General features: G+C 72.4%; 29 protein-coding genes, 3 tRNA genes and 1 pseudogene. 23 read left to right on the plus strand and 10 right to left on the minus strand.

Features of this window, described 5'->3' with window-relative positions; all coding sequences use genetic code 11:
- From PAI11_RS27395 to PAI11_RS16615, 4 genes and pseudogenes are all read left to right on the plus strand, one after another.
- Window positions 1-252 (plus strand): annotated as a pseudogene (locus tag PAI11_RS27395) (MFS transporter); the annotation flags it as partial.
- Between the two features lie 9 nt (window positions 253-261).
- On the plus strand, window positions 262-678 hold the full coding sequence (locus PAI11_RS16605; protein ID WP_007576899.1) for an HIT family protein: 417 nt from the start codon (window positions 262-264) through the stop codon (window positions 676-678).
- A gap of 65 nt (window positions 679-743) precedes the next feature.
- Window positions 744-1628 (plus strand): alpha/beta fold hydrolase, encoded by an 885-nt coding sequence (locus PAI11_RS16610; RefSeq protein ID WP_007576901.1) that lies wholly within the window; start codon window positions 744-746, stop codon window positions 1626-1628.
- 36 nt (window positions 1629-1664) lie between these two features.
- On the plus strand, window positions 1665-2363 hold the full coding sequence (locus tag PAI11_RS16615; RefSeq protein ID WP_040600695.1) for a hypothetical protein: 699 nt from the start codon (window positions 1665-1667) through the stop codon (window positions 2361-2363).
- Window positions 2364-2476: 113 nt separating this feature from the next.
- On the opposite strand, the gene PAI11_RS16620 is transcribed toward PAI11_RS16615, so the two are convergent.
- From PAI11_RS16620 to PAI11_RS16630, 3 genes are all read right to left on the minus strand, one after another.
- Window positions 2477-2995, minus strand: coding sequence for a hypothetical protein (locus tag PAI11_RS16620; protein ID WP_040600696.1), 519 nt, complete (start codon window positions 2993-2995; stop codon window positions 2477-2479).
- A gap of 32 nt (window positions 2996-3027) precedes the next feature.
- Window positions 3028-3300, minus strand: a complete 273-nt coding sequence (locus PAI11_RS16625) for a hypothetical protein (protein WP_007576906.1) — start codon at window positions 3298-3300, stop codon at window positions 3028-3030.
- Window positions 3301-3391: 91 nt separating this feature from the next.
- Entirely contained in the window at window positions 3392-3790 is a 399-nt protein-coding gene (locus PAI11_RS16630) for a helix-turn-helix transcriptional regulator (RefSeq protein ID WP_007576908.1), read from the minus strand.
- Window positions 3791-4023: 233 nt separating this feature from the next.
- Here PAI11_RS16630 and PAI11_RS16635 point away from each other — a divergent pair, with 233 nt between their 5' ends.
- Entirely contained in the window at window positions 4024-4455 is a 432-nt protein-coding gene (locus PAI11_RS16635; RefSeq protein WP_007576910.1) for a CBS domain-containing protein, read from the plus strand.
- A 48-nt stretch (window positions 4456-4503) separates the two neighbouring features.
- On the opposite strand, the gene trxB is transcribed toward PAI11_RS16635, so the two are convergent.
- Complete coding sequence (gene trxB, locus PAI11_RS16640) at window positions 4504-5493, minus strand: thioredoxin-disulfide reductase (protein ID WP_007576911.1); 990 nt, start codon at window positions 5491-5493, stop codon at window positions 4504-4506.
- A gap of 125 nt (window positions 5494-5618) precedes the next feature.
- Complete coding sequence (locus PAI11_RS16645; RefSeq protein WP_244406560.1) at window positions 5619-6554, minus strand: phosphatase PAP2 family protein; 936 nt, start codon at window positions 6552-6554, stop codon at window positions 5619-5621.
- A 161-nt stretch (window positions 6555-6715) separates the two neighbouring features.
- On the opposite strand from PAI11_RS16645, the gene PAI11_RS16650 reads away from it, so the two are divergent.
- The 6 genes from PAI11_RS16650 to PAI11_RS27400 all read left to right on the plus strand — a co-directional run bounded on the left by PAI11_RS16650 (window position 6716) and on the right by PAI11_RS27400 (window position 12166).
- The gene (locus PAI11_RS16650) at window positions 6716-7537 is read left to right on the plus strand and encodes an enoyl-CoA hydratase/isomerase family protein (RefSeq protein WP_007576916.1); all 822 of its coding nucleotides are present in this window, start codon (window positions 6716-6718) and stop codon (window positions 7535-7537) included.
- Window positions 7538-7719: 182 nt separating this feature from the next.
- Window positions 7720-8673 carry a cytochrome c oxidase subunit II gene (coxB, locus tag PAI11_RS16655; RefSeq protein WP_170320743.1) on the plus strand — a complete coding sequence of 318 codons (954 nt, stop codon included), beginning with the start codon at window positions 7720-7722 and terminating at the stop codon, window positions 8671-8673.
- A 24-nt stretch (window positions 8674-8697) separates the two neighbouring features.
- Window positions 8698-10395 carry a cytochrome c oxidase subunit I gene (gene ctaD / locus PAI11_RS16660; RefSeq protein WP_007576918.1) on the plus strand — a complete coding sequence of 566 codons (1698 nt, stop codon included), beginning with the start codon at window positions 8698-8700 and terminating at the stop codon, window positions 10393-10395.
- A gap of 37 nt (window positions 10396-10432) precedes the next feature.
- Complete coding sequence (locus PAI11_RS16665; protein WP_138974375.1) at window positions 10433-11341, plus strand: heme o synthase; 909 nt, start codon at window positions 10433-10435, stop codon at window positions 11339-11341.
- Window positions 11342-11482: 141 nt separating this feature from the next.
- Window positions 11483-11713, plus strand: coding sequence for an aa3-type cytochrome oxidase subunit IV (gene ctaF, locus PAI11_RS16670; protein WP_007576921.1), 231 nt, complete (start codon window positions 11483-11485; stop codon window positions 11711-11713).
- 291 nt (window positions 11714-12004) lie between these two features.
- Window positions 12005-12166, plus strand: a complete 162-nt coding sequence (locus PAI11_RS27400; RefSeq protein WP_007576923.1) for a hypothetical protein — start codon at window positions 12005-12007, stop codon at window positions 12164-12166.
- Between the two features lie 21 nt (window positions 12167-12187).
- Here the strand turns inward: PAI11_RS27400 and PAI11_RS16675 are convergent, their stop codons facing one another.
- Window positions 12188-13633 carry a wax ester/triacylglycerol synthase family O-acyltransferase gene (locus PAI11_RS16675; RefSeq protein WP_007576925.1) on the minus strand — a complete coding sequence of 482 codons (1446 nt, stop codon included), beginning with the start codon at window positions 13631-13633 and terminating at the stop codon, window positions 12188-12190.
- Between the two features lie 135 nt (window positions 13634-13768).
- On the opposite strand from PAI11_RS16675, the gene PAI11_RS16680 reads away from it, so the two are divergent.
- Together PAI11_RS16680 and PAI11_RS16685 are read left to right on the plus strand one after the other, a co-directional pair.
- Window positions 13769-14107: a CAP domain-containing protein gene (locus PAI11_RS16680; RefSeq protein ID WP_007576926.1), complete on the plus strand. Its 339-nt coding sequence runs from the start codon at window positions 13769-13771 to the stop codon at window positions 14105-14107.
- Complete coding sequence (locus PAI11_RS16685; protein WP_007576928.1) at window positions 14107-14607, plus strand: NAD(P)H-binding protein; 501 nt, start codon at window positions 14107-14109, stop codon at window positions 14605-14607. The genes PAI11_RS16680 and PAI11_RS16685 overlap by 1 nt, the downstream gene beginning before the upstream one ends.
- On the opposite strand, the gene PAI11_RS16690 is transcribed toward PAI11_RS16685, so the two are convergent.
- Together PAI11_RS16690 and PAI11_RS16695 are read right to left on the minus strand one after the other, a co-directional pair.
- Window positions 14604-15206 (minus strand): NUDIX hydrolase, encoded by a 603-nt coding sequence (locus PAI11_RS16690; RefSeq protein ID WP_007576930.1) that lies wholly within the window; start codon window positions 15204-15206, stop codon window positions 14604-14606. The genes PAI11_RS16685 and PAI11_RS16690 overlap by 4 nt on opposite strands.
- A complete protein-coding gene (locus tag PAI11_RS16695; RefSeq protein WP_007576931.1) occupies window positions 15178-15591 on the minus strand; it encodes an OsmC family protein in 414 nt (137 codons plus the stop codon). Before PAI11_RS16695 ends, PAI11_RS16690 begins: the two co-directional genes overlap by 29 nt.
- Window positions 15592-15728: 137 nt before the next feature.
- Between PAI11_RS16695 and PAI11_RS16700 the strand changes: the two genes are divergently transcribed.
- From PAI11_RS16700 to PAI11_RS16725, 6 genes are all read left to right on the plus strand, one after another.
- A tRNA-Pro gene (locus PAI11_RS16700) sits at window positions 15729-15802 on the plus strand.
- A 212-nt stretch (window positions 15803-16014) separates the two neighbouring features.
- A complete protein-coding gene (locus PAI11_RS16705) occupies window positions 16015-16647 on the plus strand; it encodes a peroxiredoxin (RefSeq protein ID WP_007576932.1) in 633 nt (210 codons plus the stop codon).
- A 183-nt stretch (window positions 16648-16830) separates the two neighbouring features.
- Entirely contained in the window at window positions 16831-17511 is a 681-nt protein-coding gene (locus PAI11_RS16710) for a sterol desaturase family protein (RefSeq protein ID WP_007576933.1), read from the plus strand.
- Window positions 17512-17554: 43 nt separating this feature from the next.
- Window positions 17555-17628: transfer RNA gene (locus PAI11_RS16715), tRNA-Arg, on the plus strand.
- 105 nt (window positions 17629-17733) lie between these two features.
- Window positions 17734-17806, plus strand: a tRNA-His gene (locus tag PAI11_RS16720).
- Window positions 17807-18028: 222 nt separating this feature from the next.
- A complete protein-coding gene (locus PAI11_RS16725) occupies window positions 18029-18778 on the plus strand; it encodes a hypothetical protein (RefSeq protein WP_040600699.1) in 750 nt (249 codons plus the stop codon).
- Between the two features lie 150 nt (window positions 18779-18928).
- On the opposite strand, the gene PAI11_RS27405 is transcribed toward PAI11_RS16725, so the two are convergent.
- Window positions 18929-19093 (minus strand): hypothetical protein, encoded by a 165-nt coding sequence (locus tag PAI11_RS27405; RefSeq protein ID WP_170320744.1) that lies wholly within the window; start codon window positions 19091-19093, stop codon window positions 18929-18931.
- A gap of 24 nt (window positions 19094-19117) precedes the next feature.
- On the opposite strand from PAI11_RS27405, the gene tig reads away from it, so the two are divergent.
- The 4 genes from tig to PAI11_RS16745 all read left to right on the plus strand — a co-directional run bounded on the left by tig (window position 19118) and on the right by PAI11_RS16745 (window position 22981).
- A complete protein-coding gene (tig, locus tag PAI11_RS16730) occupies window positions 19118-20560 on the plus strand; it encodes a trigger factor (RefSeq protein WP_007576941.1) in 1443 nt (480 codons plus the stop codon).
- Between the two features lie 165 nt (window positions 20561-20725).
- The gene (clpP, locus tag PAI11_RS16735; RefSeq protein WP_081488494.1) at window positions 20726-21310 is read left to right on the plus strand and encodes an ATP-dependent Clp endopeptidase proteolytic subunit ClpP; all 585 of its coding nucleotides are present in this window, start codon (window positions 20726-20728) and stop codon (window positions 21308-21310) included.
- 61 nt (window positions 21311-21371) lie between these two features.
- Window positions 21372-22655: an ATP-dependent Clp protease ATP-binding subunit ClpX gene (gene clpX / locus PAI11_RS16740; RefSeq protein ID WP_007576945.1), complete on the plus strand. Its 1284-nt coding sequence runs from the start codon at window positions 21372-21374 to the stop codon at window positions 22653-22655.
- A 29-nt stretch (window positions 22656-22684) separates the two neighbouring features.
- Window positions 22685-22981: a hypothetical protein gene (locus tag PAI11_RS16745; protein ID WP_007576946.1), complete on the plus strand. Its 297-nt coding sequence runs from the start codon at window positions 22685-22687 to the stop codon at window positions 22979-22981.
- Window positions 22982-23064: 83 nt separating this feature from the next.
- Here the strand turns inward: PAI11_RS16745 and PAI11_RS16750 are convergent, their stop codons facing one another.
- Complete coding sequence (locus PAI11_RS16750; RefSeq protein WP_050897282.1) at window positions 23065-23889, minus strand: alpha/beta fold hydrolase; 825 nt, start codon at window positions 23887-23889, stop codon at window positions 23065-23067.
- Window positions 23890-23898 lie beyond the last annotated feature (9 nt).

Genomic DNA, 23898 nt, shown 5'->3' on the forward strand with positions numbered 1-23898 from the left:
CCGGCCGCCGGCGAGCTGCCGTGGGCGGCGCTGCTGGAGCGCGCGCTGCGCTGGGCCGCCAGGCCGCCGGTGGCCCCGATCCGGGGCGACCTGCTCGCCGATCGCCTGGGGCTGCGTCACGGGCCCGTGCTCGGGGCGCTGCTGCAGGAGCTGACGATCGCCGCCGACGCCGGCCGCGTCGCCTCGCAGGAGGACGCGGTCGCGCTGGCGGGGCGCCTGCTGGCGGCGGGCCCCGGCGCGGGCGACGGATAGTCTGCGGGCATGGCCGATCGGGATCCCGACTGCATCTTCTGCAAGATCGTCGCGGGCGAGCTGCCCTCGCTGGTGGTGGAGGAGGACGAGCGCACCGTCGCGTTCCTCGACGTCAACCCGGCGACGCCGGGCCACACCGTGGTCGTGCCGCGGGTCCACACCAGGGACCTGCTGACGATCGGCGCCGAGGACCTGGCCGCCTGCGCCGCGACGGCCCAGCGGGTCGCCGCGCGCGCCACCGAGCGGCTCGAGGCGAGCGGGATCAACCTGCTCAACAACCGCGGCTCGCACGCCTGGCAGACGGTCTTCCACTTCCACCTGCACGTGATCCCGCGCTTCGCCGACGACCCGCTGCGGCTGCCGTGGACGCCGACCCCGGGCGATCGCGACGAGATCGTCGCCAACCACGCGCGCCTGACCGCCTAGATCGCGGACGCGGTCGCCGCGCCCACGGCCGACCCGACCTCGCCCCGACCGCCGACCTCACGCTCGTGCCCGTCGCCCTCAGCTCCGGCCGCTGGATCCACTACCGCGACCTCGGCGCGGGCGCCCAGGATCCCGTCCCGGTGCTGCTGCTGATGGGCCTGGGGGGCTCCGGGCGGCTGTGGTGGCGGCTGGAGCCGCACCTGACGCCGTCGTGGCGGCTGCTGGTGCCCGACCAGCGGGGGACGGGCCTGTCGGACCGGCTGCTGCGCCCGCTGACGATGCGGACGCTGGTCGACGACGCGCTGGCGGTGCTCGACGACGCCGGGGCCGCGCGGGCCCACGTCGTCGGGATCTCGCTCGGCGGCATGGTGGCGCAGCGGCTGGCGCTGGACCACCGCGACCGGGTCCGGTCGCTGCTGCTGGCCGCGACGGCGTCGCAGGGCCGACGGCTGGCGCCGCGGCTGCCGTGGCGCGAGGCCGGGATCGCCGCCGCCCGGCCGCTGCTGGGGGCGACCGAGACCGTCCGCCGGATGGCGCCGGCGCTCTACGGCCCGCGGACGGTCGCCGAGCGTCCGGAGCGGATCGACGAGGACTTGCTGGAGCGCGGACGCGATCCGACCCCGACGGTCACCGCGGCGGCCCAGCTGGCCGTCGCCGTCGGTCACGACAGCCGCGCCCGGCTGGGCGAGCTGGGAGGGCTGACGGTGACGGTGGTGCACGGCGAGGCCGACCGGCTGATCGGCGTCGAGCACGGGCGCGCGCTTGCAGCGGCGATCCCGGGCTGCGAATCGGTCATGATCCCGAGTGCCGGGCACCTGCTCGTCACCGATGCCGAACAGGCCACCGCCCGCGCCGTCGCCGCGCACCTGCGCCGGGCCAACCGGGGACCCACGGTCCCGTCCGGAGCGGCGATCGCCGACTCGGACGCTGGTCCAGCTGGCCCGCCGTGACGCAACTTCGATCCCCCCGGAGGGTTACCGACCACTATGAGCAGTCGTCGTCTCATCGCATCCCTGGGCCTGGCGGCCACCGCATCCGTGCTGCTGCCGGCGATCGCCGCGGGAGCAACGATCAGCGAGGTGGGCGAGGTCAAGGACGGCAAGGCCCCACGCTGCCCCGAGGCCTGCTCCGTCGTGACCCGCACCACCGGCCTGCCGACCTCGATCGCGGGCGATCGCAACATCTTCAAGATCCCGAGCAACGGTCGGGTCGTGGCGTGGACGGTGACCCTCGGCGCCCCGGCGACGAAGGACCGCGCCGCGCTCCAGAAGCAGCTCGGCCGCGCCAAGGCCCAGCTGGTGATCCTGCGTCGCGGCAAGAGCGTCGCGGCGACCGTCGTCGGCGCCTCGTCGGCCAAGACGCTCGACCCGTACTTCGGCGGCTCGGTGACGTTCGCGCTGCCGAAGTCGCTCGCCGTCCGCAAGGGCGACGTGATCGGCCTCAGCGTCCCGTCGTGGGCGCCGGTCCTGGTCCAGGGCTACGACGCGAACACCTCGTGGCGCGCCAGCCGTCCCCGTGGCCGCTGCGGCGGCACGACCGACGAGCGCAAGCAGGACTACTACGTCGACACCACGCTCGCCGCCGGCAAGTCGGGCACGTTCAACTGCCTCTACAAGTCGGAGCGGATGGCCTACAGCGCCACCTTCATCCCGACGCCCGTGCCGAAGAAGACCACTACCCGCTAGCCGTCGGGACGTTGCGGTCGCCCAGCGACCGCGACGTCACAAGCCCCGGCCAGTACTGCCGAGCGAACACCGGCGCGAGATGCGAAGCGTCCACGGACGCCTCGCGCCGCGGCCTAGCGGCAGACGCCGGGATTCGTCTGGCAGAACTCGTTGAACTCGCCCGGGGCGGCGCCGCCGGAGGAGCCGCTGCCGGACGAGCCACTGCCCGAGGAACCGCTGCCCGACGAGCCGCTGCCCGACGAGCCGCTGCCCGACGAGCCGGTCCCGGTCCCGCTGCCGGTCGACGCGCCGCCGGAGGTGCCGCCGGAGGTCCCCGTGCCGGTGCCCGTGCCGCCGCTGGAGGTCCCGCCGGAGGTGCCGCCCGAGGAGCCGTCGCCCGACGACGTGTCGGAGCTGCCGCTCGAGTCGGTCGACGTGGCGGGGGTGGGGCCGGTGGTCGACTGGGGCAGGTCGCTCAGCGAGCTGACCTGGTCGCCGGCGCCGGGCGAGCTGTCGCCGCTCGGGGGCCGCAGGGCCGGTGCCGACTTGGGCTCGACGTCGGAGACGGCGTCGCCGCCGCAGGCGGCCAGGCCGGTGGTCGCGACCGCGAGGGCCACGAGGGTGAGCAGCTGGGGGAGGCGTCGAGCGAGCATCGATCGGGCCGGACCGCGTCGCGGCCGCGGCGTCAGGCGGTGGTGATCGGCCCCATGCGACGGCCGCAGGTCGGGCAGTCGTTGAGGTCGCGCTGGGCCATCTGGTCGCACCAGGGGCAGTGGCGCAGGTTCTCGATCGCCCACGGGAGGTTTGACGGGCTCGGCGCCAGCGGCGTGAGCTTGGCCACGACCTCGAGCGGCTCACCGCTGTCGCTGTCGCGGTAGGTGTGGCCGGGCTCGGCCTCGATGATCACCTCGCGGCCCGTGGAGGGCGCGCGGAAGCGGTAGCGCTGACGGACGGCCATGACTGAGAATCTACCTGCTCGTGCGGCCACTCGCGCAGCCGCCGCGTCGGTCGGTGGCGAGGCGCCAGCGCCCGGAGGGCCTTCGGGGCGCTCAGGCCGCCTGGGCCTGGCCGATCGCCTCGCGCAGGTCGCGCAGGCGGCCGATCTGACGGCCGACGCGGTACTGCGAGGGCGACATGCCGTGGTGGCGCCGGAACGCCTTGGCGAACTGCGCCGGCTGGCGGTAGCCGACCTGGCGCGCCGCGTCGCGGACCGAGACCGGGCCGCTGGCGAGGATGTCCGCCGCGCGGTCCATCCGGATGCCCGTGAGGGAGGTCCGGAAGCTGGTGTCGCCGACCTCGTGGAAGGCGCGCTGCAGCTGCCGGCAGGAGCACGCGACGCGTCCCGCCAAGTCGGCCACGGTGAGGTCGGAGGCGTACTCCTGTTCGAGGATCGACACCGCCTCCTCGTAGAGCGCGGTGCGGATGCAGATGGTGTCAGGACGCTGCATGTCGTCTGGGGTACGGGCGAGCGGCCGCTGGGGATCACCGCCCGGCGAATATTGGCGCGTTGCCACTCGTGCGTGCGCCGCGCCGCAGGCCGCCGGCGGTGGGCTCCCGGTCGCCGTCGCGGACGCTCGTGCGGGGCCGGTCAGTGCGCTACGATTGTCACGATCTATGAGCTTGTGCCGAACGGCACGAGCAGAATCCGACGCCCCACCGGGGCGGGAAAGGCGCCGAATCGATGCTGGTCCGCGATGCGATGAGCCCGAAGGTCGTCGAGGTGGGGCCGTCCCACACGCTCCGCCAGGCGGCCGAGCAGATGACGGCCGCCAAGGTCGGATCGGCGGTGGTCAGCGATCCCGACGGTGCCGGGCCCGGCATCGTCACCGAGCGCGACGTCCTGATCGCGGTCGCGCGCGGGCTCGACCTCGACCGGGTCGTGGTCGGCGACCACGTCGGCTCCTCGGTCGTCTACGCCGCGCCCGACTGGTCGCTGGACGACGCGGCCGACGCGATGGCCCGCGGGCGCTTCCGCCACCTGGTCGTCCTCGACGGCGCCTCGATCGTCGGCGTCGTCTCGGTCCGCGACATCATCCACGCCTGGGCCAACGAGCGGGCCGAGCGCGGCGCCGTCGAGCACCACGCCGCCGCGGGCGTGATCGGGACCGCCTAGGGCAGCCGCTCGCCTGGCTCCACCCGCGGGCGGAGCCAGGCGCGGGGCCTAGGCCCGGGCCGCGACCGTGCCGGCGTCGGTCGCCAGCGCGGGAACGTCGCGCAGGTAGCGCTCGGCGTCCAGCGCGGCCTTGCAGCCGGAGCCGGCGGCGGTGACCGCCTGGCGGTACGAGGAGTCGATCAGGTCGCCGGCGGCGAAGACGCCGGGGCGGTTGGTCCGGGTGGTGACCCCGTCGACCAGCACGTAGCCCTCGTCGTCGACGTCGATCTGGCCGCGGACCAGCTCGCTCTGCGGGTCGTGGCCGATCGCGATGAAGGCGCCGGCGATCTCGATCGTCTCCAGCTCGCCGGTCTCGACGTGCTTGAGGACCGCGGTCTGCAGCGGCTTGAGCCCCTCGCCCGGCTCGGCCGCGAAGTGGTCGATCACGTACGGGGTCTTGAAGCGGATGTTCTCGACGGCCTTGGCACGGTCGAGCATGATCGCCGACGCGCGGAACTCGTCGCGGCGGTTGACGATCGTCACCGAGCGGCCGAACTTGGCCAGGAAGATCGCCTCCTCCATGGCGCTGTCGCCGCCGCCGACGATCAGCGTGTCGCGGTCCTTGAAGAACGCCGCGTCGCAGGTCGCGCAGTAGGAGACGCCGCGGCCCGACAGCTCGTCCTCGCCGGGCACGCCGAGCTTGCGGTGCTCGGCGCCGGTGGCGACGATCACCGCGCGGGTGCGGTACTCGGTGTCGTCGACCCAGACGCTGTGCAGGCCGCCGGGCTCGCTGGCGAAGTCGACCTTCGTCACCTGCTCGGTCTTCAGTCGCGCGCCGAACCGCTCGGCCTGGTCGCGCAGGTCCTGCATCATGTCCGGCCCCATGATGCCCTTGGGGTAGCCGGGGAAGTTCTCGACGTCGGTCGTCTGCTGCAGCAGGCCGCCCCAGTTCCAGCCCTCGATCACGAGCGGCTCGAGCTCGGCGCGCGCGGTGTAGAGCGCCGCCGTGTAGCCCGCGGGGCCGCTGCCGATGACGATGACGTTCTCGGGGTCGGGCATGGCGTTCATCCTCGTGGATTCTGGCGGACGGTGGGGTCGCGGGCTGAAAGCGCAGCTGCGCTCCTTCACTTTACAAAATGAAGTAGCCGTCGTGCGTGACCGCGGCCACGTTGGCGCGGGCCTGCTCAGCCGCGCTGGGCGCGGGCCTCGAGGCGGCTCACCAGCCGCGCCAGCCGCCCCAGCGGCCGAGCCGCGCGCGGGGCCGACCGGCGGACGCCCTCGGCGAGCGCGCCGCCGGCGATCAGGTCGGTGACGTAGTGCTCGCCCAGGTAGACGAGGGCGAAGCCGAGGGTGCTGGCGTAGGTCCAGCCGATCACGCCCTGGACGGGGCCGATGTCGCGCAGGACCTGGGCCGCGGCGACCGAGGTGCCGAAGTGCAGCGACGGCATCGCCGCCAGCGGGTTGCCGCCGAGGGTGCCGTAGAGCTGGCCCCAGCGCGCGCCGAAGACGCGCTCGCCGTACTCGCGCATCAGCCGGCGCAGCGGCGGCCCGTCGCCGTGGTCGATCCGGCCGGTCTCCGCGGCGTACCACGGGGGCGCGGTCGGGACCGCCCAGTAGACGACGGCGCCGAGGTCGAAGGTCGCGTAGATCCGGGCCGCGGCCTGGGGGAACTGGTCGCGGTGGCGCAGCAGGACGTAGGCGGCGGTCGTGTGCGGAACCGCGAACCAGACCCAGTGGCTCCAGACGAGGACCTTCTCCCAGAGCCCGTAGCGGCCCTCGCGGTGCAGGGCCTGCTGCAGGCGGACGCTCGGGATCCGGCCGAGGCCGAGCACGGTGTCGCTGCGGACGGGGTAGTCGACGCGGACGCGGGCGCGCAGGCGCTCGGGGTCGTCGGCGGGCATCTCGTAGGCGGCGAAGTAGGCCCACATCTGCAGGCAGGCGACCGCCACGTCCCGCGCGCGGGAGCGGGGGACGGCGACGCAGAGGGCGGCCGGCGCGGTCGCGGCGGCGCCGATCACCGTCGAGGGCCGCAGGCGCAGGCGCCGGCGGACGACTGGTGCGGCCGCTCCGAGCGCCACCGCCGCCCATGCGGCCGTGCGGATGGCTTTCCCGGACGACACGACCGCGGGAGCCTATCGCTCACCGGCGAGCGCTACGGCGTGGCGCGACGGCGCTCCCGTCGGCCCGGGGGGAACGGGCTCGCGGAGGCGCCCCGGGAGCCGTCGCGGGGCTCGCGGCGCGCTCGGCTGGCTGTCCAGCCAGTCTCTGGCAGACTCCCGGCATGAGCGAGTTCGAGACGGTCCAGTCCTTCGAGACGGTGAACCTCCTGCGCGACGACGCCGCGGCGATCGTCGAGATGAACCGTCCCGAGGTGCTCAACGCCTGGAACGGCCAGGTCGGGGAGGACCTGGTCGCCGCCCTCCAGGCCTGCGCCGCCGACGACGTGCGCGCGGTGATGGTGACCGGCGCCGGTCGCGCGTTCTCCGCCGGCGCCGACCTGTCCTCGTTCGGCGAGGGCGGGATCCCGCTGCTGCCGAGCGGCCGCCCGAACCTCGAGCAGGTCCTCCAGAGCCGCTACCACCCGATCATCCGCCTGGTCCGCCGGCTCGAGAAGCCGGTGCTCGCCGCCGTCGACGGCGCGGCCGCGGGGATCGGGATGTCGTTCGCGCTCGCGTGCGACCTGGTCACGGTCAGCGAGCGCGCCAGCCTCAACCACGCCTTCACCAAGATCGGGCTCGGTCCCGACGGCGGCGCGTCGGTCTTCCTCGTCAACCGGGTCGGCTGGACCCGCGCGGCCGAGATCATGTTCGAGGGCCGCAAGGTCCCGGCGGCCGAGGCGCAGGCGATCGGGCTGGTCAACCGGGTGCTGCCGGTGGAGGGCTTCCGGGCCGCGGCCGAGGAGCAGCTGCGGGCGCTGGCGGGTGGGCCGACGGCGGCCTACACGGCGATCAAGCGGACGCTCAACGCGCAGGTCGTCCGCCACCTCGAGGAGCTCTTCGCGATCGAGGCCCGCGAGCAGAGCCGGATGGCGGAGACCGAGGACTTCGTGTCCGCCGCGATGGCCTTCATGAGCAAGCAGGAACCGGTCTACAGCGGCCGATGAATCGGCGACGCTCGCCGAAGTGGCGCGTCGGCGTCCTCCGTCGAGCGGCCCGGGAACGCGTTGGCAACGGGGGTTCGGCGGGACCGAGGGGGGCGTGGTTCCCTCCCGTCGAGCCCGTCACTAGAATCGCGGGCGCTTTGCGACGCTCGAACCGGATCCCTCACATCTCCCGGGCTGCTCTCGTGACTCTGGCGCTCGCCTTCGGGCTCGCCATGGCGTTCACGCTGGCCCTGGCCGGACCAGCCCACGCATCGTTCTGGGCGCCCCAGAACGGGGGGTCCCCCAATGCCGATCGCATCCACACGCTCTACGTGATCGTGTTCATCGTCGGCGCGATCATCTTCGTCTTCACGGAGGGCGCGCTGATCTACGCGCTGTGGAAGTTCCGGGCGAGCCGCGGCCACGAGGCCAAGCAGCTGCACGGCAACACGCGCGTCGAGATCGGCTGGACCGCCGGCGCCGCGATCGTCGTCCTGATCCTCGGGATCGTGACCTTCGCCTTCCTGCCGGGCATCCGCAACCCCGACGACTCCGACTCCGACGGCTGGCAGATCCCGGCGTCGTACACGACGGCGAAGGACAAGAAGCTGCTGCCGCCCAACGGCAAGGCGCTGAACATCGACGTCAACGGCCAGCAGTACGCCTGGCGCTTCGTCTACCCGGACGGCGACGCCGACCGGCAGAACAACATCTACACGTACGAGGAGCTCGTGGTCCCGGTCGGCACGACGGTAACCCTCGACGTCCGCTCGTCCGACGTCGGCCACGCCTGGTGGATTCCGCAGCTCGGCGGCAAGGTCGACGCGCTCCCGGGCTACACCAACCACACCTGGTTCAAGGTGCCGGCCAAGGCGCTGCGCAACGACCAGGAGCGGCGCGACGGCCGGGTCTTCACCGGACAGTGCGCCGAGCTCTGCGGTCGCAACCACGCCAACATGACCGCGCGGGTCCGCGCCGTCACCCCCGAGGCGTTCGACGCCTGGCTCAAGCGCCAGAAGGCGGACATCGACGCCGCCGGCCGCGGGGCCCAGCGCTACCGCGACCAGCAGGAGCAGTTCGACCGCCAGCAGGCAGCGACCGCCGCCGCCCAGGCGGCGCCGACCGCCACCACGCCCGTCCCCGCTTCGCAGCGCTAGTCCAGAGATTCCGAGGAAGCTCCGATGGCATCCGCAACCGTCACCCCGATCCCTCAGGTCGTCGCGCACCAGGTCGAGAAGCCGAAGCGCGGCTGGGTCGACTGGGTCACCACGACCGATCACAAGAAGATCGGGATCATGTACCTGGTCCTCACCTTCGCCTTCTTCGGCGTCGGTGGCATCGAGGCGCTCCTGATCCGGCTCCAGCTGGCCGTGCCGGACAACACGCTGCTCGAGTTCCAGACGTACAACGAGCTGATCACGATGCACGGCACCACGATGGTGTTCCTGTTCGTGGTCCCGGTGATGGCCGGCTTCGGCAACTACTTCGTGCCGCTGATGATCGGCGCCAAGGACATGGCGTTCCCGAAGCTGAACGCGCTGTCGTTCTGGATGCTGGCCGCCGGCGGCCTGGTCTTCTACGCCTCGGTCTTCTTCAACCCGCCCGAGTGCGGATGGACCTGCTACGTCCCGCTGGCGTCCAAGGACTACCTGCCCAACGGCGGCGTCGACGCCTGGATCTTCCTGGTCCACCTGACCGGCATCGGCTCGCTGGTCGGCTCGGTCAACTTCTACGTGACGATCGCGAACCTGCGGGCGCCGGGGATGACCTGGAGCCGCCTGCCGCTGTTCTGCTGGTCGATCCTGACCTACTCGGTGCTGCTGATCCTGGCCCTGCCGGCGATCGCCGCCGCGGTCACGATGCTGCTGACCGATCGCCACTTCGGCACCAACTTCTACGACCCGGGCGAGGGCGGATCCCCGCTCCTCTGGCAGCACCTGTTCTGGTTCTTCGGGCACCCCGAGGTCTACATCATGGTGCTGCCCGGGTTCGGGATCATCTCCGAGGTCCTACCGGTCTTCGCCCGCAAGCCGATCTTCGGCTACAAGGCGATCGCGGCCGCGACCCTGGTGATCGCGTTCCTCGGCCTGATGGTGTGGGCGCACCACATGTTCACCACGCCGAGCCCGAGCGTCGTGCTCGTGTTCTTCATGGTCAGCTCGATGCTGATCTCGATCCCGACCGGCATCAAGATCTTCAGCTGGATCGGGACGCTATGGCAGGGCACGATCCACTTCACGACCTCGCTGCTCTACGCGGTCGGCTTCCTCGGCACGTTCCTGATCGGCGGCATCACCGGCGTCTTCCTGGCGATCTACCCGGTCGACTGGCAGCTGCACGACACCTACTTCGTCGTCGCGCACTTCCACTACGTGCTGATGGGCGGCGCGGTCTTCGCGGTCTTCTCGGGCCTCTACTACTGGTTCCCGAAGATGACCGGCCGGATGATGGACGAGAAACTCGGCAAGATCAGCTTCTGGACGATGTTGATCGGCTTCCACACCACGTTCCTGGTCCAGCACTCGATCGGCCTCGACGGCATGCCGCGACGGATCCCCGAGTACGCCGACGTCGGCAACCTGGCGACCTTCAACCTGATCTCCACGATCGGCGCCTTCATCCTCGGCGTCGGCATCCTGGTGACGGCCGTCAACGCCCTCCGCAGCCTCAAGCACGGCGCGATCGCGGGTCCCGACCCGTGGAAGGCGAACACGCTCGAGTGGTTCACCCAGTCGCCGCCGCCGCAGAACAACTTCGACACGGTGCCACGCGTCCGCTCGGTCGAGCCGATGAAGGACATTCGCGCGGAGATCGAGCGGCGGCAGGGCGAGCGCGAGCGCGTTCCGGCCGGCGCCGCCGCGGCCGAGACGCACGCGTGATCGCCGGTGCCCCCGAGCCGAGGGTGAGGTGACCGCGATGCCGATCTCGGTCACCGCCCGCCCCACCGCGGCGCCGCTGGTCGCGTCGGGTGCTCGCCAGCGCGTCTCCGACCTCGTCGCCCTGACGAAGCCGAAGGTCCAGCTGCTGCTGCTGCTGACCACGGTCACGGCGATGTACGCCGCGGGCGACCCGTCGCCGCAGCTCGTCCTCGCGACGCTGCTCGGCGGGTCGCTGTCCGCGGGCGGCGCCAGCGCGATCAACCACTGGTTCGATCGCGACATCGACGCCGACATGCCGCGGACCCAGGACCGCCCGATCCCGTCGGGACGGATGGAGCCGCACGTGGCGCTGTGGGTCGGCCTGTGGCTGACGATCGCGTCGTTCTTCCTGCTGGCGCTCGCGGCCAACATGACGGCGGCGTTGCTGTCGCTGGCCGGGTTCGGCTGGTACGTCGGCGTCTACACGATGTGGCTCAAGCGCCGCACCACCCAGAACATCGTGATCGGCGGCGTCGCCGGCGCGTTCCCGCCGATGGTCGGCTGGGCCGCGGTCACCGGCGGCTTCGCGGTCGACTCGCTCTACCCGTTCGCGATCGTGTTCGCGTGGACGGCGCCGCACTTCTGGGCGCTGTCGCTGCTGATCAAGGACGACTACGCGGCGGCGGGCGTGCCGATGCTGCCGGTCGTCAAGGGCGACCAGGCGACCTACCGGGCGATCCTGGCCTGGTCCGCGATCACGGCGATCGTGTCGATCGTGCCGGTGATCGCGGGCGCCTTCGGGACGATCTACCTGGTCGTCGCCGTGCTGCTGGCCGTCGAGCTGCTGCGCCGCTCCTGGCTGCTGCTGCGCGACGGCACGCGGGCACGGGCCGTGTCCCTCCATCTGTACGCGCTGGCGTACCTCGCGGCGCTGTTCGCCGCGATGGTCGTCGACGCCAAGCTCTGAACCGAGAAGACGAACGAAGGACCCTCCATGGACCGCAACCTCGCCAAGCGCAACCTCCGCGACGCGCTGATCAGCGGCATCGTCATCCTGGTGATGTTCCTGCTGACGTTCGTCGCCGCCGTCATCTACGTCTCCTAGACCATGACCGAGCTCGACAAGCCCGTCCCGCCCGCCGGCGAGGACATCCACCTGCCCGGCAACAGCGCCCAGCCGCTGGTGCTGACCGTCGGCGTCACGATCCTCCTGATCGGCCTGACCACCACCTGGTGGCTGATCCTGGTCGGCGCCATCATCACCATCGGCACCCTGGTCGCCTGGATCCGCGACGCGATCCACGAGATCAACGAGTTCCCGCTCCACTCCGACCACTGAGACCCGGCGCGAGGCGTCCGTGGACGCTTCGCATCTCGGGCCGCACGACGCCCTCGTGCCGCCCGCAGGATCGGGGGCGCGGGCGGTGAAGAGGTGTGGCAGACCTCGAAGCACGCTCGCTGCGCCCGTTTCCGCGGGCGGGTGATCGATCGTCCGTTTGCGCGGCGGGCTGGATCGTTCGTCCGTTCCGCGGGTCGACCGGCGCATGACGTCCGGCTGGAGGTCGATCATCGAACCATCAACAGGAGTCGCGGAACCTCAGGCCGACTCCGGTGTTCCTCGAGATAGACCATGGATCAGCACACGTACAGCTTCCCCAAGGTGACGCCGGTCGACGCGCGCGAGCTGCGCGAGGACCTGCGAGCGGCCCGTCGCTCCTCGGCGGCCGGCGATCAGCGCCAGAGCGAGCGCGACGGCGAGCGCCGCGACACGCCCGTTCGCCGCGACGACTGAGCCGCGGCGGCCCCGCGCCGCTCAGCCCGACGATCGGCTGCGACGCCGGCGCGGGCCGGGACGGCCCTCCGACGCGCACTCCAGCAGTTCCCGCAGCGCCAGCTGGACGCCATCCGCCAGGACGTCGAGGTCGGGCAGCTTGTCGAGGTCGCCCAGCAGGCCGAACTCCGCGCGACCGCCGTACGACATCACGGCGATCGCCAGCGACCGGTCCCCGGAGAGGAACGGGACCGGGACCATCGTCTCCATCTGACGGCCCATCAGGTACATCGGCACCTGCGGCCCCGGGATGTTCGTGACCAGCAGGTTGAAGCGGCTGGGGGCGAAGCTCAGGCGCGATGCCTGGGCCAGCACCGACGGGGGCGAGAACGACTCCGACGAGGCGGTCATCGCCTGGGCGGTCACCGCCCGCTTGCCCGCGAGCGCCTCCGACGTCGCCCGGCGGATCCGTTCCAGCCGGGTCAGCGCGTCCGGCTCGCCGATCGGCAGTGGCGCGTAGGCGAGCGCGATCGGTCGCGGCTCGCCCGGGCCGGCCCCGCGTGAGCGCTCGCCCTCGACCGCCACCGGGACGGCGGCGCGCAGCTCCAGGTCGTCGGTCCGCAGGCCCCGCTCGTGCATCCAGTGACGGATCGCGCCCGCGACGGTGGCCAGCACCACGTCGTTGACCGAGCCGCCGAAGGTGTCCTTGACCCGCTTGAGGTCGCTGATCGCCACCGACGTCCACGAGAGCCGCCGGTGCGGGCCGATCGGGACGTTCAACGGGGACGATGGCGCCGGGGCTCGGACGCCGACCCGCTCGCCGACGGCCTCGGCGATCCCGCGCACCCGCCCGGCGGCGTCGGCAGGTCGAGCGAGCCCCTGCAGCACCCGCAGCGGGGCCGACACGAGCTGCCGCCCGGCGTCGCCGACCGTCGCCATCAGCAGCTGCGCCGAGCTCGGCAGCGGCGGCGCCAGCCAGCCGCCGTGCGCGGCGACCGGCGGCGGATCGGGCTCGGCGTCGAGCAGCGTCGTCATCAGGTCGACCGCGACCACGCCGTCGACCAGCGCGTGGTGGGACTTGGTGACGATCGCGAAGCGGTCGGCGTCGACCCCCTCGACGACCCACAGCTCCCACAGCGGCTTGGTCCGGTCCAGCCGCTGGGAGAAGAGCCGGGCGGCGGCCGTCCGCAGCTCGTCCTCGCCGCCGGGGCAGGGGAGGGCCGTGTGGCGGACGTGGTACTCGAGGTTGAAGCTCGGGTCGACCGCCCAGCGCGGGCGCCCGAGGCCCAGCGGCGGCGTCACCAGCTTCGTGCGATAGCGGGGGACCCGCTGCAGCCGGGCGCGGACGTGCTCGCGGACGGCCTCGATCGGCGGCAGCTCACCGCGGAAGACCGCGATCCCGCCGACGTGCATGTGGGCGCCGCCGTGCTCCTCGCGCAGGAGCGCGACGTCAGCGGCGGTCAGCTCCGCGAGGTGATCGTGGGCCATCGGTCTCGTCCTCCGGCCGCGACGATACCCGACCACCGCGCGGATCGAGCGTCGGTCGGGCGCCGATCCCCGCCGGTCCGCGGGGTCGGCCGACCCTGCCGGGCCGGAGCGTCCCGCGCCGCGTAGACTCGGCCCATGGCGGCCCCCTCGGGCGTCTCGTTCATCCTCGTGAGCACCCTGATCGTGTTCGCGGTGGTGGCCGCGCTGGTGCTGCTGGGCCTGTTCTGGCCCGGCAACGGCTCGGCCCAGCTGGACTGGCGCCCGAGCCGCTCCCCCGAACAGGCCGCGATGGACGAGATCGACGACGTGCAGCAGATGCTCCAAGCCACCAACGAGCGCCGGCGCCTGCGCGGCGCGCCCGAGCTGACCGAGGAGGACCTCGAGGCTCGCGTGCAGGAGGACCGCCAGGCGATGGCCGAGTGGATCGCCCGCCGCGACGCCCTCGAGCGCCCCGACGCCGGCGGCGAGCGCTGATGCGGCTGCTCCTGATCGGCGGCGGCGAGCGCGGCCTGCGCCTGACCCGGACCCTGACCGCCGACGGCCACGCCGTCCGCGTCGTGACTCGCGACCCGGCGCGCCACGCCGCGATCCGCGACGCCGGCGGCGAGCCGTGGGACGGCGACCCGGACCGGATCGGCACGCTGCGCTATGCGCTCGACAACGTCACCGTCCTGGTCTGGGCGCTCGGCACCGCCGACGGCGACGACGCCGACAAGGTCCGCGCGCTCCACGGCACCCGCCTGGAGATGCTGCTCGAGCGGACGATCGACACCACCGTGCGCGGCGTCCTCTACGAGTGCTCGGGGACGTTGCCGGTCGAGGTCCTGAGCCAGGGCGCCCGGATCGTCGAGCGGATGTGCCGCCACAACGAGATCCCCTGGGGCCTGCTCTACCACGAGCCCGAGGACGTCGACGGCTGGGCGGCGTCGACCGCGGACGCGATCGACCGCATCCTCGCCCGCGACCGCGGCTAGGGCGGCGTGAGCATCTCGGGCGGCATCCGCTCGAAGAGGTCGCCGAGCATCCGCGCCGTGGCGCCCCAGACCAGGTGCTCGTCGACGACGTAGGCGTCGGTCTGGAAGGGGATCCCGCGGCGGATCAGGCGCCGGCGCTCGTAGCCGGCCAGCAGCGCCCCGAGGTCCAGCTCGAGGACCGCGTCGACCTCGCGCGGAGACGGCACCCAGGCCGCGGGCCGCTCGATCCAGCCGACGATCGGATAGACGACGTAGCCGGTCACGATCGTGCCGGTCGGGGGGAGCGCGCCGAGGACCTCGACGCTGGCGGCCGGCAGGCCGACCTCCTCGTGGGCCTCGCGCAGCGCGGTCGCCGTCGGCGTCGGGTCCTCGGGGTCGCAGCGGCCGCCCGGGAACGAGATCTCCCCGGCGTGCCGGCGCATGTCGCTGCGACGACGGGTGAGGACGACGTGGACGCGCCCGCCGAGGTCGAGCAGCGGGACGAGGACCGCCGCCCGGGTGGTGCCGTGCGCGGACAGCGTCGCTGCGTGGGCCGGCTCGATCAGCGCCTCGCGGAGGCGCTGACGTGACTCACTTGACGTGGGAGATCCGCTCGACACGCTCGTCGAACATGACCTCGCCGTCGAGCACCCGGTGGACCGGGCACTTGGTGGCGATCACCCGCAGGCGCTCGAGCTGCTCGTCGTCCATCGCGTCGTCGACGTGCATCACCAGCTCGAAGCGGGTCGGACAGCCGCGCTCGGGCGCCGGCTTGTAGTTGCACTCGACCTCGAGGTCGCCGATCTCCCAGCCCTTGCGCTCGGCGTACATCTGGAGCGTGATCGCGGTGCACGCCGCGAGGCTCGCGGCGAGCAGCTCCTGCGGCGTCGGACCACCGTCCTCACCCCCCAGCTCGGTGGGCTCGTCGACGGTGATGCCGTGCTGGCGCATGTGGACGCCATGGCGGAAGTGTTCCTCGCGAACGGCGCGAGCGCTGACCTTCATCGTTCATCCCGGATCGGGGCCGAACGCCCAGTATGGCACTGCGCCGATCGCGGCAGGCGCCACCGGCCGGAACGGTCCGTAGCACGTCGTTTCGCGTCGGGCGGCGTCCACCGACCTATACTCCCGGCCGCCAGTCTCGGGGCGTAGCGCAGCCTGGTAGCGCACCGGCTTTGGGTGCCGGGGGTCGCCGGTTCGAATCCGGCCGCCCCGACTGACGAACGCCGTCCGACGACGAGCGGCCGGGCCCGGTGGAGACGCCGGATCCGGCCGCTCGCGGACCGGATCGGGAAGGGAACGCCTAATCTCCACCCGGTTTTGGCAGAATCAGCATCGGCTCGCGGGGACGTCGATCGCTCGATGCTCCGGCCGGCCGCTCCAGAGGCTCAGATCGGCCCACGCTTCGCACCGAAGGACAGGACACCTATGACGCTGCACCTCGGGGACACCGCTCCCGACTTCACCGCTGAGACCACGCAGGGCGAGGTCTCGTTCCACAGCTGGCTCGGCGACAGCTGGGGCGTGCTGTTCTCGCACCCCGCCGACTTCACGCCGGTCTGCACCACGGAGCTCGGCCGCGTCGCCCAGCTGGCCGACGAGTTCGAGAAGCGCAACACCAAGGTGATCGCGATCTCGGTCGACCCGATCGAGGATCACGAGAAGTGGGCCTCCGACATCGAGGAGACCCAGGGCGCGAAGCCGGAGTACCCGCTGATCGGCGATCCGGAGCGGAAGGTCGCGGACCTCTACGGGATGATCCCGCCGGCCGCGGAGAACACCCAGACCGTGCGCTCGGTGTTCGTGATCGGCCCGGACAAGAAGATCAAGCTGACGCTGACCTACCCGGCCAGCACCGGTCGCAACTTCGACGAGATCCTGCGCGTGATCGACTCGCTGCAGCTGACCGCGAAGCACCGCGTCGCCACGCCGGCCGACTGGAAGCACGGCGAGGACGTGATCATCACCCCCGCCGTCAGCGACGACGAGGCCAAGGACCTGTTCCCCGGCTACACGACGGTCAAGCCGTACCTGCGCACCACCAAGGCGCCGCAGGACTGATCTCGCGACGCCCGTGGGACCGAGGGGCGCGGCCGTCGGCCGCGCCCCTCGTGCTTTGCGGGCGGACGCTCCATCCCCGGCGACGGTCGTCGCGGGGCGCGGGAGCCAGCGCCCCGCCGGGTGCGATCGGGCCCGCGAGGTTCGGGATGCCGAAGCAGCGGGCCGACCTGCAAGGATTGGGGCGTGACGACGACCGAGGAACCACCGTCCCTCGTCGGCGACGGCACCCCGCCCGGCGGTGACGTCCGGCGCAGCGACGTGCTGCGTGCGTCGCCGCCGATGTTCCGGACGCCGCTGATCGACCGCTTCACCCGCGTCCATCCCGCGGTGCCGCTGGTCATCTTCATCCCGGCGATCGTGGTGCTGGCCGTCGTCGCGCACCGCCGCGGCGCCTCGACCGCCACCCTGGTCGGCCTGCTCGCGGCCGGATGGGTCCTCTGGGGCCTGGTCGAGTACTGGGTCCACCGGGTGCTGTTCCACTTCGAGCCCGAGCAGGGCCTCGGCGCGCGGCTGCACTGGATGGTCCACGGCGTCCACCACGACCACCCGAACGATCCCCTGCGGCTGGTGATGCCGCCCGCCGTCTCGGTGCCGGGCACGACGCTCTTCGTGCTGGCCTTCACCGGCGCGCTCGGGGTCACCAACGGGTTGGCGCTGGGAGCCGGGTTCATCCTCGGCTACCTCGTCTACGACACCACGCACCACCACCTGCACCACCACCGGCCGCGGACCGCCGCCGGTCGCTGGCTGCGCGAGCTGCACATGCGCCACCACTTCCAGGACGACACGCGCGGCTACGGCATCAGCGCTCCCTGGTGGGACGTCGTCTTCCAGACCTTCTCGCGTCGCCAGCGGCGCTCGTAGCGCGGCCGCTGCCGGGGGCCCGGCCCGCTACCGTGCCCACCACGCCCCCGTAGCTCAGCTGGATAGAGCAGCGGCCTTCTAATCCGCCGGTCGGTGGTTCGAATCCACCCGGGGGCATCCACCCGCGGACGTTTCGGCGAACGGCACCCGCCCGCCCCCGGCGGGTGGAGCCGCACTTGGAGGGCATCGGTGCGGGTCGGCCTGTACCCTCCACACGACGCGGCGGACGTAGCTCAGTTGGTAGAGCTCCTGGTTGTGATCCAGGCGGTCGCGGGTTCGAGTCCCGTCGTTCGCCCCTCGTCGCCGACGCCGCTGCCCCGCAGCGGCGTTCTGCGTTCAGGGACGCGGCGCGATCGTGAGGATTCCTTGCGCACCGCAACTCTTCCGGCGACGGCCGGTTTCGAGGGAGTGCAGGGTCGCGCTGGCCGCACGACGTCCGCGAGGACGAAGCGTGCCGATCGGCACCGGACGTGCGCCGGCCGCGCCCCGAGATCCCCCCGATCCAGGAGGAACACCCATGTCCCGTCTCCGGGCCATTCTTCGCGACACCCGTGGTCGCGTCCTGACCGTCCTCGCCGCCACGCTTGCGGCCGTCGCCGTCGCATCGCCGTTGGCGATCGGCGCCGGCGAGGGCTCGACCCTCAAGGGCGGCGAGCGCAACCCCTCGGGTGGGCGCGCGCTCAGCAGCGAGACCCAGGTGATCGCGTCCAACTCGAGCTTCGGCACCCGCCAGTCGAACAAGGGCAGCGGCGGCGGCGCGATCTACGGCTGCCGTGCGCCGCTCGGCAACGAGGGCTGCATCGAGGCCTCGAACCTGTCCAGCGGCAACGCGTTCAAGTTCCGCTTCCGCGGCGAGTCGGGCGGCTCGATCACGACCTCGGGCACCAACAAGGCCGAGGCCAAGCCGTTCACCACCAACGCCCTCGGCGTGGCCGACGGCCTCAACGCCGACAAGGTCGACGGCAAGGACGCCAACCAGATCGTCGAGGACACCCTCGCCCGGACCAAGATCGCGGTCGTCTCCGCCGACGGCAAGATCGCCAACCAGCGCGGCCTGACCGCCGCCGTCAAGGAGGACACCGGCAAGTACCTCGTGACCGCCGACGGCGACATCTCGAAGTGCGTGCCGAACGTCACCGCCTACGGCACCGCCCCGGGAGCCAACGCGGCCCTCGAGCCGGTCGGCACCACCCAGCTGCGGGTCTACACCCAGACCAGCGCCGGCACCGCGGCCGACCGCCAGTTCGCGATCACCGTCAACTGCTGATCCAGGGGACAGCGGCGGGCCGGCGCCCTGGGCGCCGGCCCGAGCTCCGCGGCACGGCGCCTGGGACGGGTGCCGCGCCGCACGCCTCGACGGCCCGGCGCTCGCGTCGGGCCGTCGTCGTTCCCGCCCGCGCCGCGGCCGGCGGCGGGCTCAGCGCCCGCCGAGCCGCCGCCCGACGGCCCGCGCGAGCCGTTGGCGGGCGCCGACGGCGGCGTACGCGGAGAGGTCCAGGAGGGTCCCCGCGAGCTGGCCGAGCGGCCCCGACGCGAACGCCAGCAGCGCGCGGTCCAATGGTGAGGGAGCCCGATCGCTCATCGCGAGCTATCGTTGCCGATCCTCATGTCCACCGTCACGACGACCGTCACCGAGCTTCCCGAGTCCCGCGTCAAGGTCGAGGCCGAGGTGACTCCCAAGGCGCTCGAGCAGGCTCTGCTCGAGACGGCCAAGGTCCTCTCCCGCGATCTCCGCGTTCCCGGCTTCCGCAAGGGCAAGGTCCCGCCGCCGGTCGTCCTGCGCCGCTACGGCCGCGAGGCCGTGCTCGACGAGGCGCTGCGCCGCTCGATGGGCGAGTGGCTGGCGGCGGCCGTCGAGGACGCCAAGCTCAGCACCGTCGGCGAGCCGAGCGTCAACATCGGCTCCGCGCCGAAGGCTGGCGAGGGCGTCAAGTTCGACTTCGAGATCGGCGTCCGCCCGGCCGCCAAGCTCGGCGACACGAAGAAGATCGAGGTCGGCCGCCGCGAGGCCGTCGCCTCCGACGAGCGCGTCGACGCCGACCTCGAGCAGCTGCGCGAGCGGCACGCCAAGCTCGAGCCGGTCGATCGCCCGGCGGCCGAGGGCGACACCGTCCTGGTCAGCTTCGTCGGCCGCATCGACGGCGAGGAGTTCGAGGGCGGCGCCGGCCGCGACCAGCTGATCGAGCTGGGCTCCGGCCGCCTGATCCCCGGCTTCGAGGACCAGCTCCAGGGCGCCGTCAAGGACGAGGAGCGCGACGTCCGCGTCAACTTCCCCGACGACTACGGCGCCGAGCACCTGCAGGGCGCCGAGGCCGTCTTCGCCGTCACGGTCCACGAGGTCCAGGAGCGCAAGCTCCCCGAGCTCGACGACAGCTTCGCCGAGGAGGCCGCCGGCGCCGACTCGCTCGCCGAGCTGCGCGACGAGATCGCCGAGCGGCTCAAGGAGCAGGACGAGGCCTCGATCGAGAGCCAGTTCCGCGAGGCGGTCATCGACACGCTGACCCTTGCCGCCGAGGTCGAGGTCCCGGACTCGCTGGCCGAGGCCCGCGCCGGCGAGCTGCTCGAGCGCACGCTGCACCAGCTCTCCCACCAGGGGATCTCGCGCGAGCTCTACTTCCAGATGGCCGGCAAGACCGAGGCCGAGCTGGTCGCCGAGGCGCGCCCGGAGGCCGCTCGCAGCCTTCGCCGCGAGGCCGCCGTCAACGCCTACGTCGAGGCCGAGGGCATCGACCCCGCCGAGGGCGACCTGCTCGACGCGATCACCGGCCCGGCCGCCCAGCAGGGCACCACGCCGGAGAAGCTGCTCAAGCGGCTCACCAACCAGGGCCACCTGGACGAGCTGAAGTCCGACGTCGCCGAGCAGCAGGCGATCGAGCGCCTCGTCGAGGGCGCGACCGCCGTCTCGGTCGAGGACGCCAAGGCCAAGGGCCTGCTCTGGACCCCGATCCCGGGGGACGAGGAGGACACCGGTGGCCGCCCGTGGGTCGCCGAGGAGCGCGCCGCCCGCGCCGCCGCCGAGGCATCCGAGGACGAGGGCTCGAAGGACTGACGCCGCCGCGACCGCCGCCACGGCGTCCGTGGCGGCGGGACCGCGAAGACCGGTTGGTAGGCTCCGACCGGGTCGATCCGAACCCCGGTAGCCGCTGCGTCCACCTGCCAGGCAGGCGGGGCGGGCGGGATCACCATTCAGCACAGCGAAGAGGGAATCTCCCGCATGAGTCCACTGGTCCCCATGGTCGTCGAGCAGACGTCGCGCGGTGAGCGCGCGTTCGACATCTACAGCCGCCTGCTCAACGAGCGGATCATCTTCCTGGGGACCCCGGTCGACGACCAGATCGCCAACCTGATCGTCGCCCAGCTGCTGCACCTGGCCTCGGACGACGAGGACAAGGACATCTCGCTCTACATCAACTCGCCGGGCGGGTCGGTCTACGCCGGGCTGGCGATCTACGACACGATGCAGTTCATCAAGCCGCAGGTGCGGACGATCTGCGTCGGGATCGCGATGTCGATGGGCGCCGTGATCCTCGCCGGCGGCGCGAAGGGCAAGCGGATGTCGCTGCCGAACTCGAAGATCCTGATCCACCAGGTCAGCTCCGGGTTCCAGGGCCAGGCGACCGATGTCGAGATCCACGCGAAGGAGATCATCGATCTCCGTGGAAAGCTCGACGAGATCATCGCCCACCACTCCGGCCAGCCGCTGGAGAAGGTCAAGGGCGACACCGAGCGCGACTACTTCATGGACCCGGAAGAGGCCGTGGCCTACGGGATCATCGACCGGGTGATCGACAAGGCCTGACGCCGGCGCTCGGCCGTCGTCGTCCCGACCACCAGCACCACGACCGGAGAAGGAGACTGAGATGGCACGAGCCACCGAGGGCGGCGAGCAGCTCCTCTGCTCCTTCTGCGGGAAGTCGCAGCGCCAGGTCAAGAAGCTGATCGCCGGGCCTGGCGTCTACATCTGCGACGAGTGCATCGAGCTCTGCAACGAGATCATCGACGAGGAGCTCTCGGCGCAGCCCGGCTTCGACGTCGAGCACCTGCCCAAGCCGCAGGAGATCTTCGGGGTCCTCGACGAGTACGTGGTCGGGCAGGACGCGGCCAAGCGGACGCTGGCGGTCGCGGTCTACAACCACTACAAGCGGGTCCGGCTGGCGCAGCGCGGCGACGCCGACGTCGAGCTGCAGAAGTCGAACATCCTGATGCTCGGGCCGACCGGCTGCGGCAAGACGCTGCTGGCCCAGACGCTGGCCCGGATCCTCAACGTCCCGTTCGCGATCGCCGACGCGACCGCGCTGACCGAGGCCGGCTACGTCGGCGAGGACGTCGAGAACATCCTCCTGAAGCTGATCCAGGCGGCCGACTACGACGTCAAGAAGGCCGAGACCGGGATCATCTACATCGACGAGGTCGACAAGATCGCCCGCAAGGCCGACAACCCGTCGATCACCCGCGACGTGTCGGGCGAGGGCGTCCAGCAGGCGCTGCTGAAGATCCTCGAGGGGACCCAGGCGTCGGTGCCGCCCCAGGGCGGGCGCAAGCACCCGCACCAGGAGTTCCTGACGATCGACACGACGAACATCCTGTTCATCTGCGGCGGGGCGTTCGCCGGGCTCGACGACGTGATCCAGCGGCGCAAGGGCCAGCGCGCGGTCGGCTTCGTCTCGCACGAGGACCAGATCGGCGAGGACGTCCCGTCCGACCGGTTGTTCGAGCACTGCCTGCCGGAGGACCTGGTCGAGTACGGCCTGATCCCCGAGTTCATCGGCCGCCTGCCGGTCGTGACCGCGGTCCGCCAGCTCTCGCGCGCCGACCTGATCCGGATCCTGACCGAGCCCCGCAACGCGCTCGTCAAGCAGTTCCAGACGAGCTTCGAGTTCGACGACATCGAGCTGGTCTTCGCCGACGAGTCGCTGCAGGCGGTCGCCGACAAGGCGGTCGAGCGCGACACCGGTGCCCGCGGCCTGCGCTCGATCCTCGAGGAGGCGCTGCTCGACGTCCAGTTCGAGCTGCCCTCGCGGCGCGACGTCCGCAAGTGCGTCGTGACCCGCGAGACGATCGCCGACGGCCGCCCGCCGACGCTGGTCACCGAGGCCGTCGCCGACGAGGGCGACGACCACGGCCTGACCGCCGAGTCGGCGTAGCGCGTCCGGCGACCTCGTACGCTTCGGGCATGTCCCTGATTCGTCGTGGCACCGGCCGGGTCGTCGGCCGCAAGGTGCTGCCCTGGCTGCTGTTGCTGGACCTCCTGCGCGAGACGCACGCCCACTGGCAGGACCAGCTGACGGACAAGGAGCGTCGGCGACTGACCGAGCTGCTGCGGACCAGCAAGGGCCGGCCGTCGAACCTCAGCGACCGCCAGCGGCGCGAGGTCCGCGAGCTGGCCGGCAAGCTGGACCTGCTGGCCCTCGGCAAGCGGGCGGCGCTGACGACCGCCGGCGCCAAGGTCGGCCGCAAGGGCCGGCGCTAGCCGCTTCGGCGTTCCGGTCGCTGGCGGTCCGCGACGCGGCAACCGCCTGATCCCCCTCCCGGCCCGCCCCTGGCCGGGGCTGGCTAGTCCCCGACGGCGGCCGTCAGCAGGCCATCCTCGGCCGCCCCGACGGCGGCGCGGATCCGGGCGACGACGGCCTCGGGCTCGTCGAACATCGGCAGGTGGCCGGCGTTGGGCAGGTGGTGCTGGTGGACGGTGTCGGGCAGCGGCGTCCGCGGCGGGGTGACGAGCCGGTCGCGGCCGCACCAGACCAGGTGGACGGGCAGGGACGCGGCCAGTTCGGCAAGGCGGGAGCGGTCGAAGACGTTGGCGCGCATCGCGGCGTCGACGCGGGCGAAGTCGGGAGCGCCGACGTAGCCGCGGATCAGCGCCAGGGCGTCGCGGTGCTCGATCCGGTCGAGCCCGCCGAGGATCCCTCCGAGCACCTGGACCCGCAGCGGCGGGACGCGCAGCAGCGGCGACAGCAGCGGTCCGAGCCTGCGGCCGACGCGGCGGGCGCTGCCGCTCGCCGGCGCCAGCGGCTTCGACCAGAAGCCGGCGGGCGCCAGCGCCACGACCGAACGCGCGCGGCCGAGCAGCGCCAGCTCGAGCGCCGTCCAGCCGCCGAGCGAGACGCCGACCACGTGGAGCCGCTCCAGGCCCTCGTGGTCGAGCATCGCGGCGACGGCCGCCGCCAGCGCCGGCGGGGTCGGGGCGACCGCTGCCGGCAGCGGGGGAGAGGCGCCGAACCCGGGCAGCTCGGCGACCAGGACGTCGCGGTTTCGGCGCAGCCCGTCGAGCACCGGCCGCCAGCTGTGGCGGTCGCCCCCGAGCCCGTGCAGCAGCAGGAGCGGCTCGCTCGCGCTGGTCGGGTCGCTCGCCCGATGGCGGTCCACGTGCAGGGCCATCGCCGGAAT

It is taken from the genome of Patulibacter medicamentivorans, assembly GCF_000240225.1.
In the GTDB taxonomy this organism is placed as follows: Bacteria; Actinomycetota; Thermoleophilia; order Solirubrobacterales; family Solirubrobacteraceae; genus Patulibacter; species Patulibacter medicamentivorans.

Excerpts from the sequence above, each read along its gene's own strand:
- PAI11_RS16605 (WP_007576899.1), top strand. The coding sequence starts at position 262 with ATGGCCGATCGGGATCCCGACTGCATCTTCTGCAAGATCGTCGCGGGC.
- PAI11_RS16615 (WP_040600695.1), top strand. The coding sequence starts at position 1,665 with ATGAGCAGTCGTCGTCTCATCGCATCCCTGGGCCTGGCGGCCACCGCA.
- PAI11_RS16620 (WP_040600696.1), bottom strand. The coding sequence starts at position 2,995 with ATGCTCGCTCGACGCCTCCCCCAGCTGCTCACCCTCGTGGCCCTCGCG.
- PAI11_RS16625 (WP_007576906.1), bottom strand. The coding sequence starts at position 3,300 with ATGGCCGTCCGTCAGCGCTACCGCTTCCGCGCGCCCTCCACGGGCCGC.
- PAI11_RS16630 (WP_007576908.1), bottom strand. The coding sequence starts at position 3,790 with ATGCAGCGTCCTGACACCATCTGCATCCGCACCGCGCTCTACGAGGAG.
- PAI11_RS16635 (WP_007576910.1), top strand. The coding sequence starts at position 4,024 with ATGCTGGTCCGCGATGCGATGAGCCCGAAGGTCGTCGAGGTGGGGCCG.
- trxB (WP_007576911.1), bottom strand. The coding sequence starts at position 5,493 with ATGCCCGACCCCGAGAACGTCATCGTCATCGGCAGCGGCCCCGCGGGC.
- PAI11_RS16650 (WP_007576916.1), top strand. The coding sequence starts at position 6,716 with ATGAGCGAGTTCGAGACGGTCCAGTCCTTCGAGACGGTGAACCTCCTG.
- ctaD (WP_007576918.1), top strand. The coding sequence starts at position 8,698 with ATGGCATCCGCAACCGTCACCCCGATCCCTCAGGTCGTCGCGCACCAG.
- PAI11_RS16665 (WP_138974375.1), top strand. The coding sequence starts at position 10,433 with ATGCCGATCTCGGTCACCGCCCGCCCCACCGCGGCGCCGCTGGTCGCG.
- ctaF (WP_007576921.1), top strand. The coding sequence starts at position 11,483 with ATGACCGAGCTCGACAAGCCCGTCCCGCCCGCCGGCGAGGACATCCAC.
- PAI11_RS27400 (WP_007576923.1), top strand. The coding sequence starts at position 12,005 with ATGGATCAGCACACGTACAGCTTCCCCAAGGTGACGCCGGTCGACGCG.
- PAI11_RS16675 (WP_007576925.1), bottom strand. The coding sequence starts at position 13,633 with ATGGCCCACGATCACCTCGCGGAGCTGACCGCCGCTGACGTCGCGCTC.
- PAI11_RS16680 (WP_007576926.1), top strand. The coding sequence starts at position 13,769 with ATGGCGGCCCCCTCGGGCGTCTCGTTCATCCTCGTGAGCACCCTGATC.
- PAI11_RS16685 (WP_007576928.1), top strand. The coding sequence starts at position 14,107 with ATGCGGCTGCTCCTGATCGGCGGCGGCGAGCGCGGCCTGCGCCTGACC.
- PAI11_RS16695 (WP_007576931.1), bottom strand. The coding sequence starts at position 15,591 with ATGAAGGTCAGCGCTCGCGCCGTTCGCGAGGAACACTTCCGCCATGGC.
- PAI11_RS16705 (WP_007576932.1), top strand. The coding sequence starts at position 16,015 with ATGACGCTGCACCTCGGGGACACCGCTCCCGACTTCACCGCTGAGACC.
- PAI11_RS16725 (WP_040600699.1), top strand. The coding sequence starts at position 18,029 with ATGTCCCGTCTCCGGGCCATTCTTCGCGACACCCGTGGTCGCGTCCTG.
- PAI11_RS27405 (WP_170320744.1), bottom strand. The coding sequence starts at position 19,093 with ATGAGCGATCGGGCTCCCTCACCATTGGACCGCGCGCTGCTGGCGTTC.
- tig (WP_007576941.1), top strand. The coding sequence starts at position 19,118 with ATGTCCACCGTCACGACGACCGTCACCGAGCTTCCCGAGTCCCGCGTC.
- clpP (WP_081488494.1), top strand. The coding sequence starts at position 20,726 with ATGAGTCCACTGGTCCCCATGGTCGTCGAGCAGACGTCGCGCGGTGAG.
- clpX (WP_007576945.1), top strand. The coding sequence starts at position 21,372 with ATGGCACGAGCCACCGAGGGCGGCGAGCAGCTCCTCTGCTCCTTCTGC.
- PAI11_RS16745 (WP_007576946.1), top strand. The coding sequence starts at position 22,685 with ATGTCCCTGATTCGTCGTGGCACCGGCCGGGTCGTCGGCCGCAAGGTG.
- PAI11_RS16750 (WP_050897282.1), bottom strand. The coding sequence starts at position 23,889 with ATGGCCCTGCACGTGGACCGCCATCGGGCGAGCGACCCGACCAGCGCG.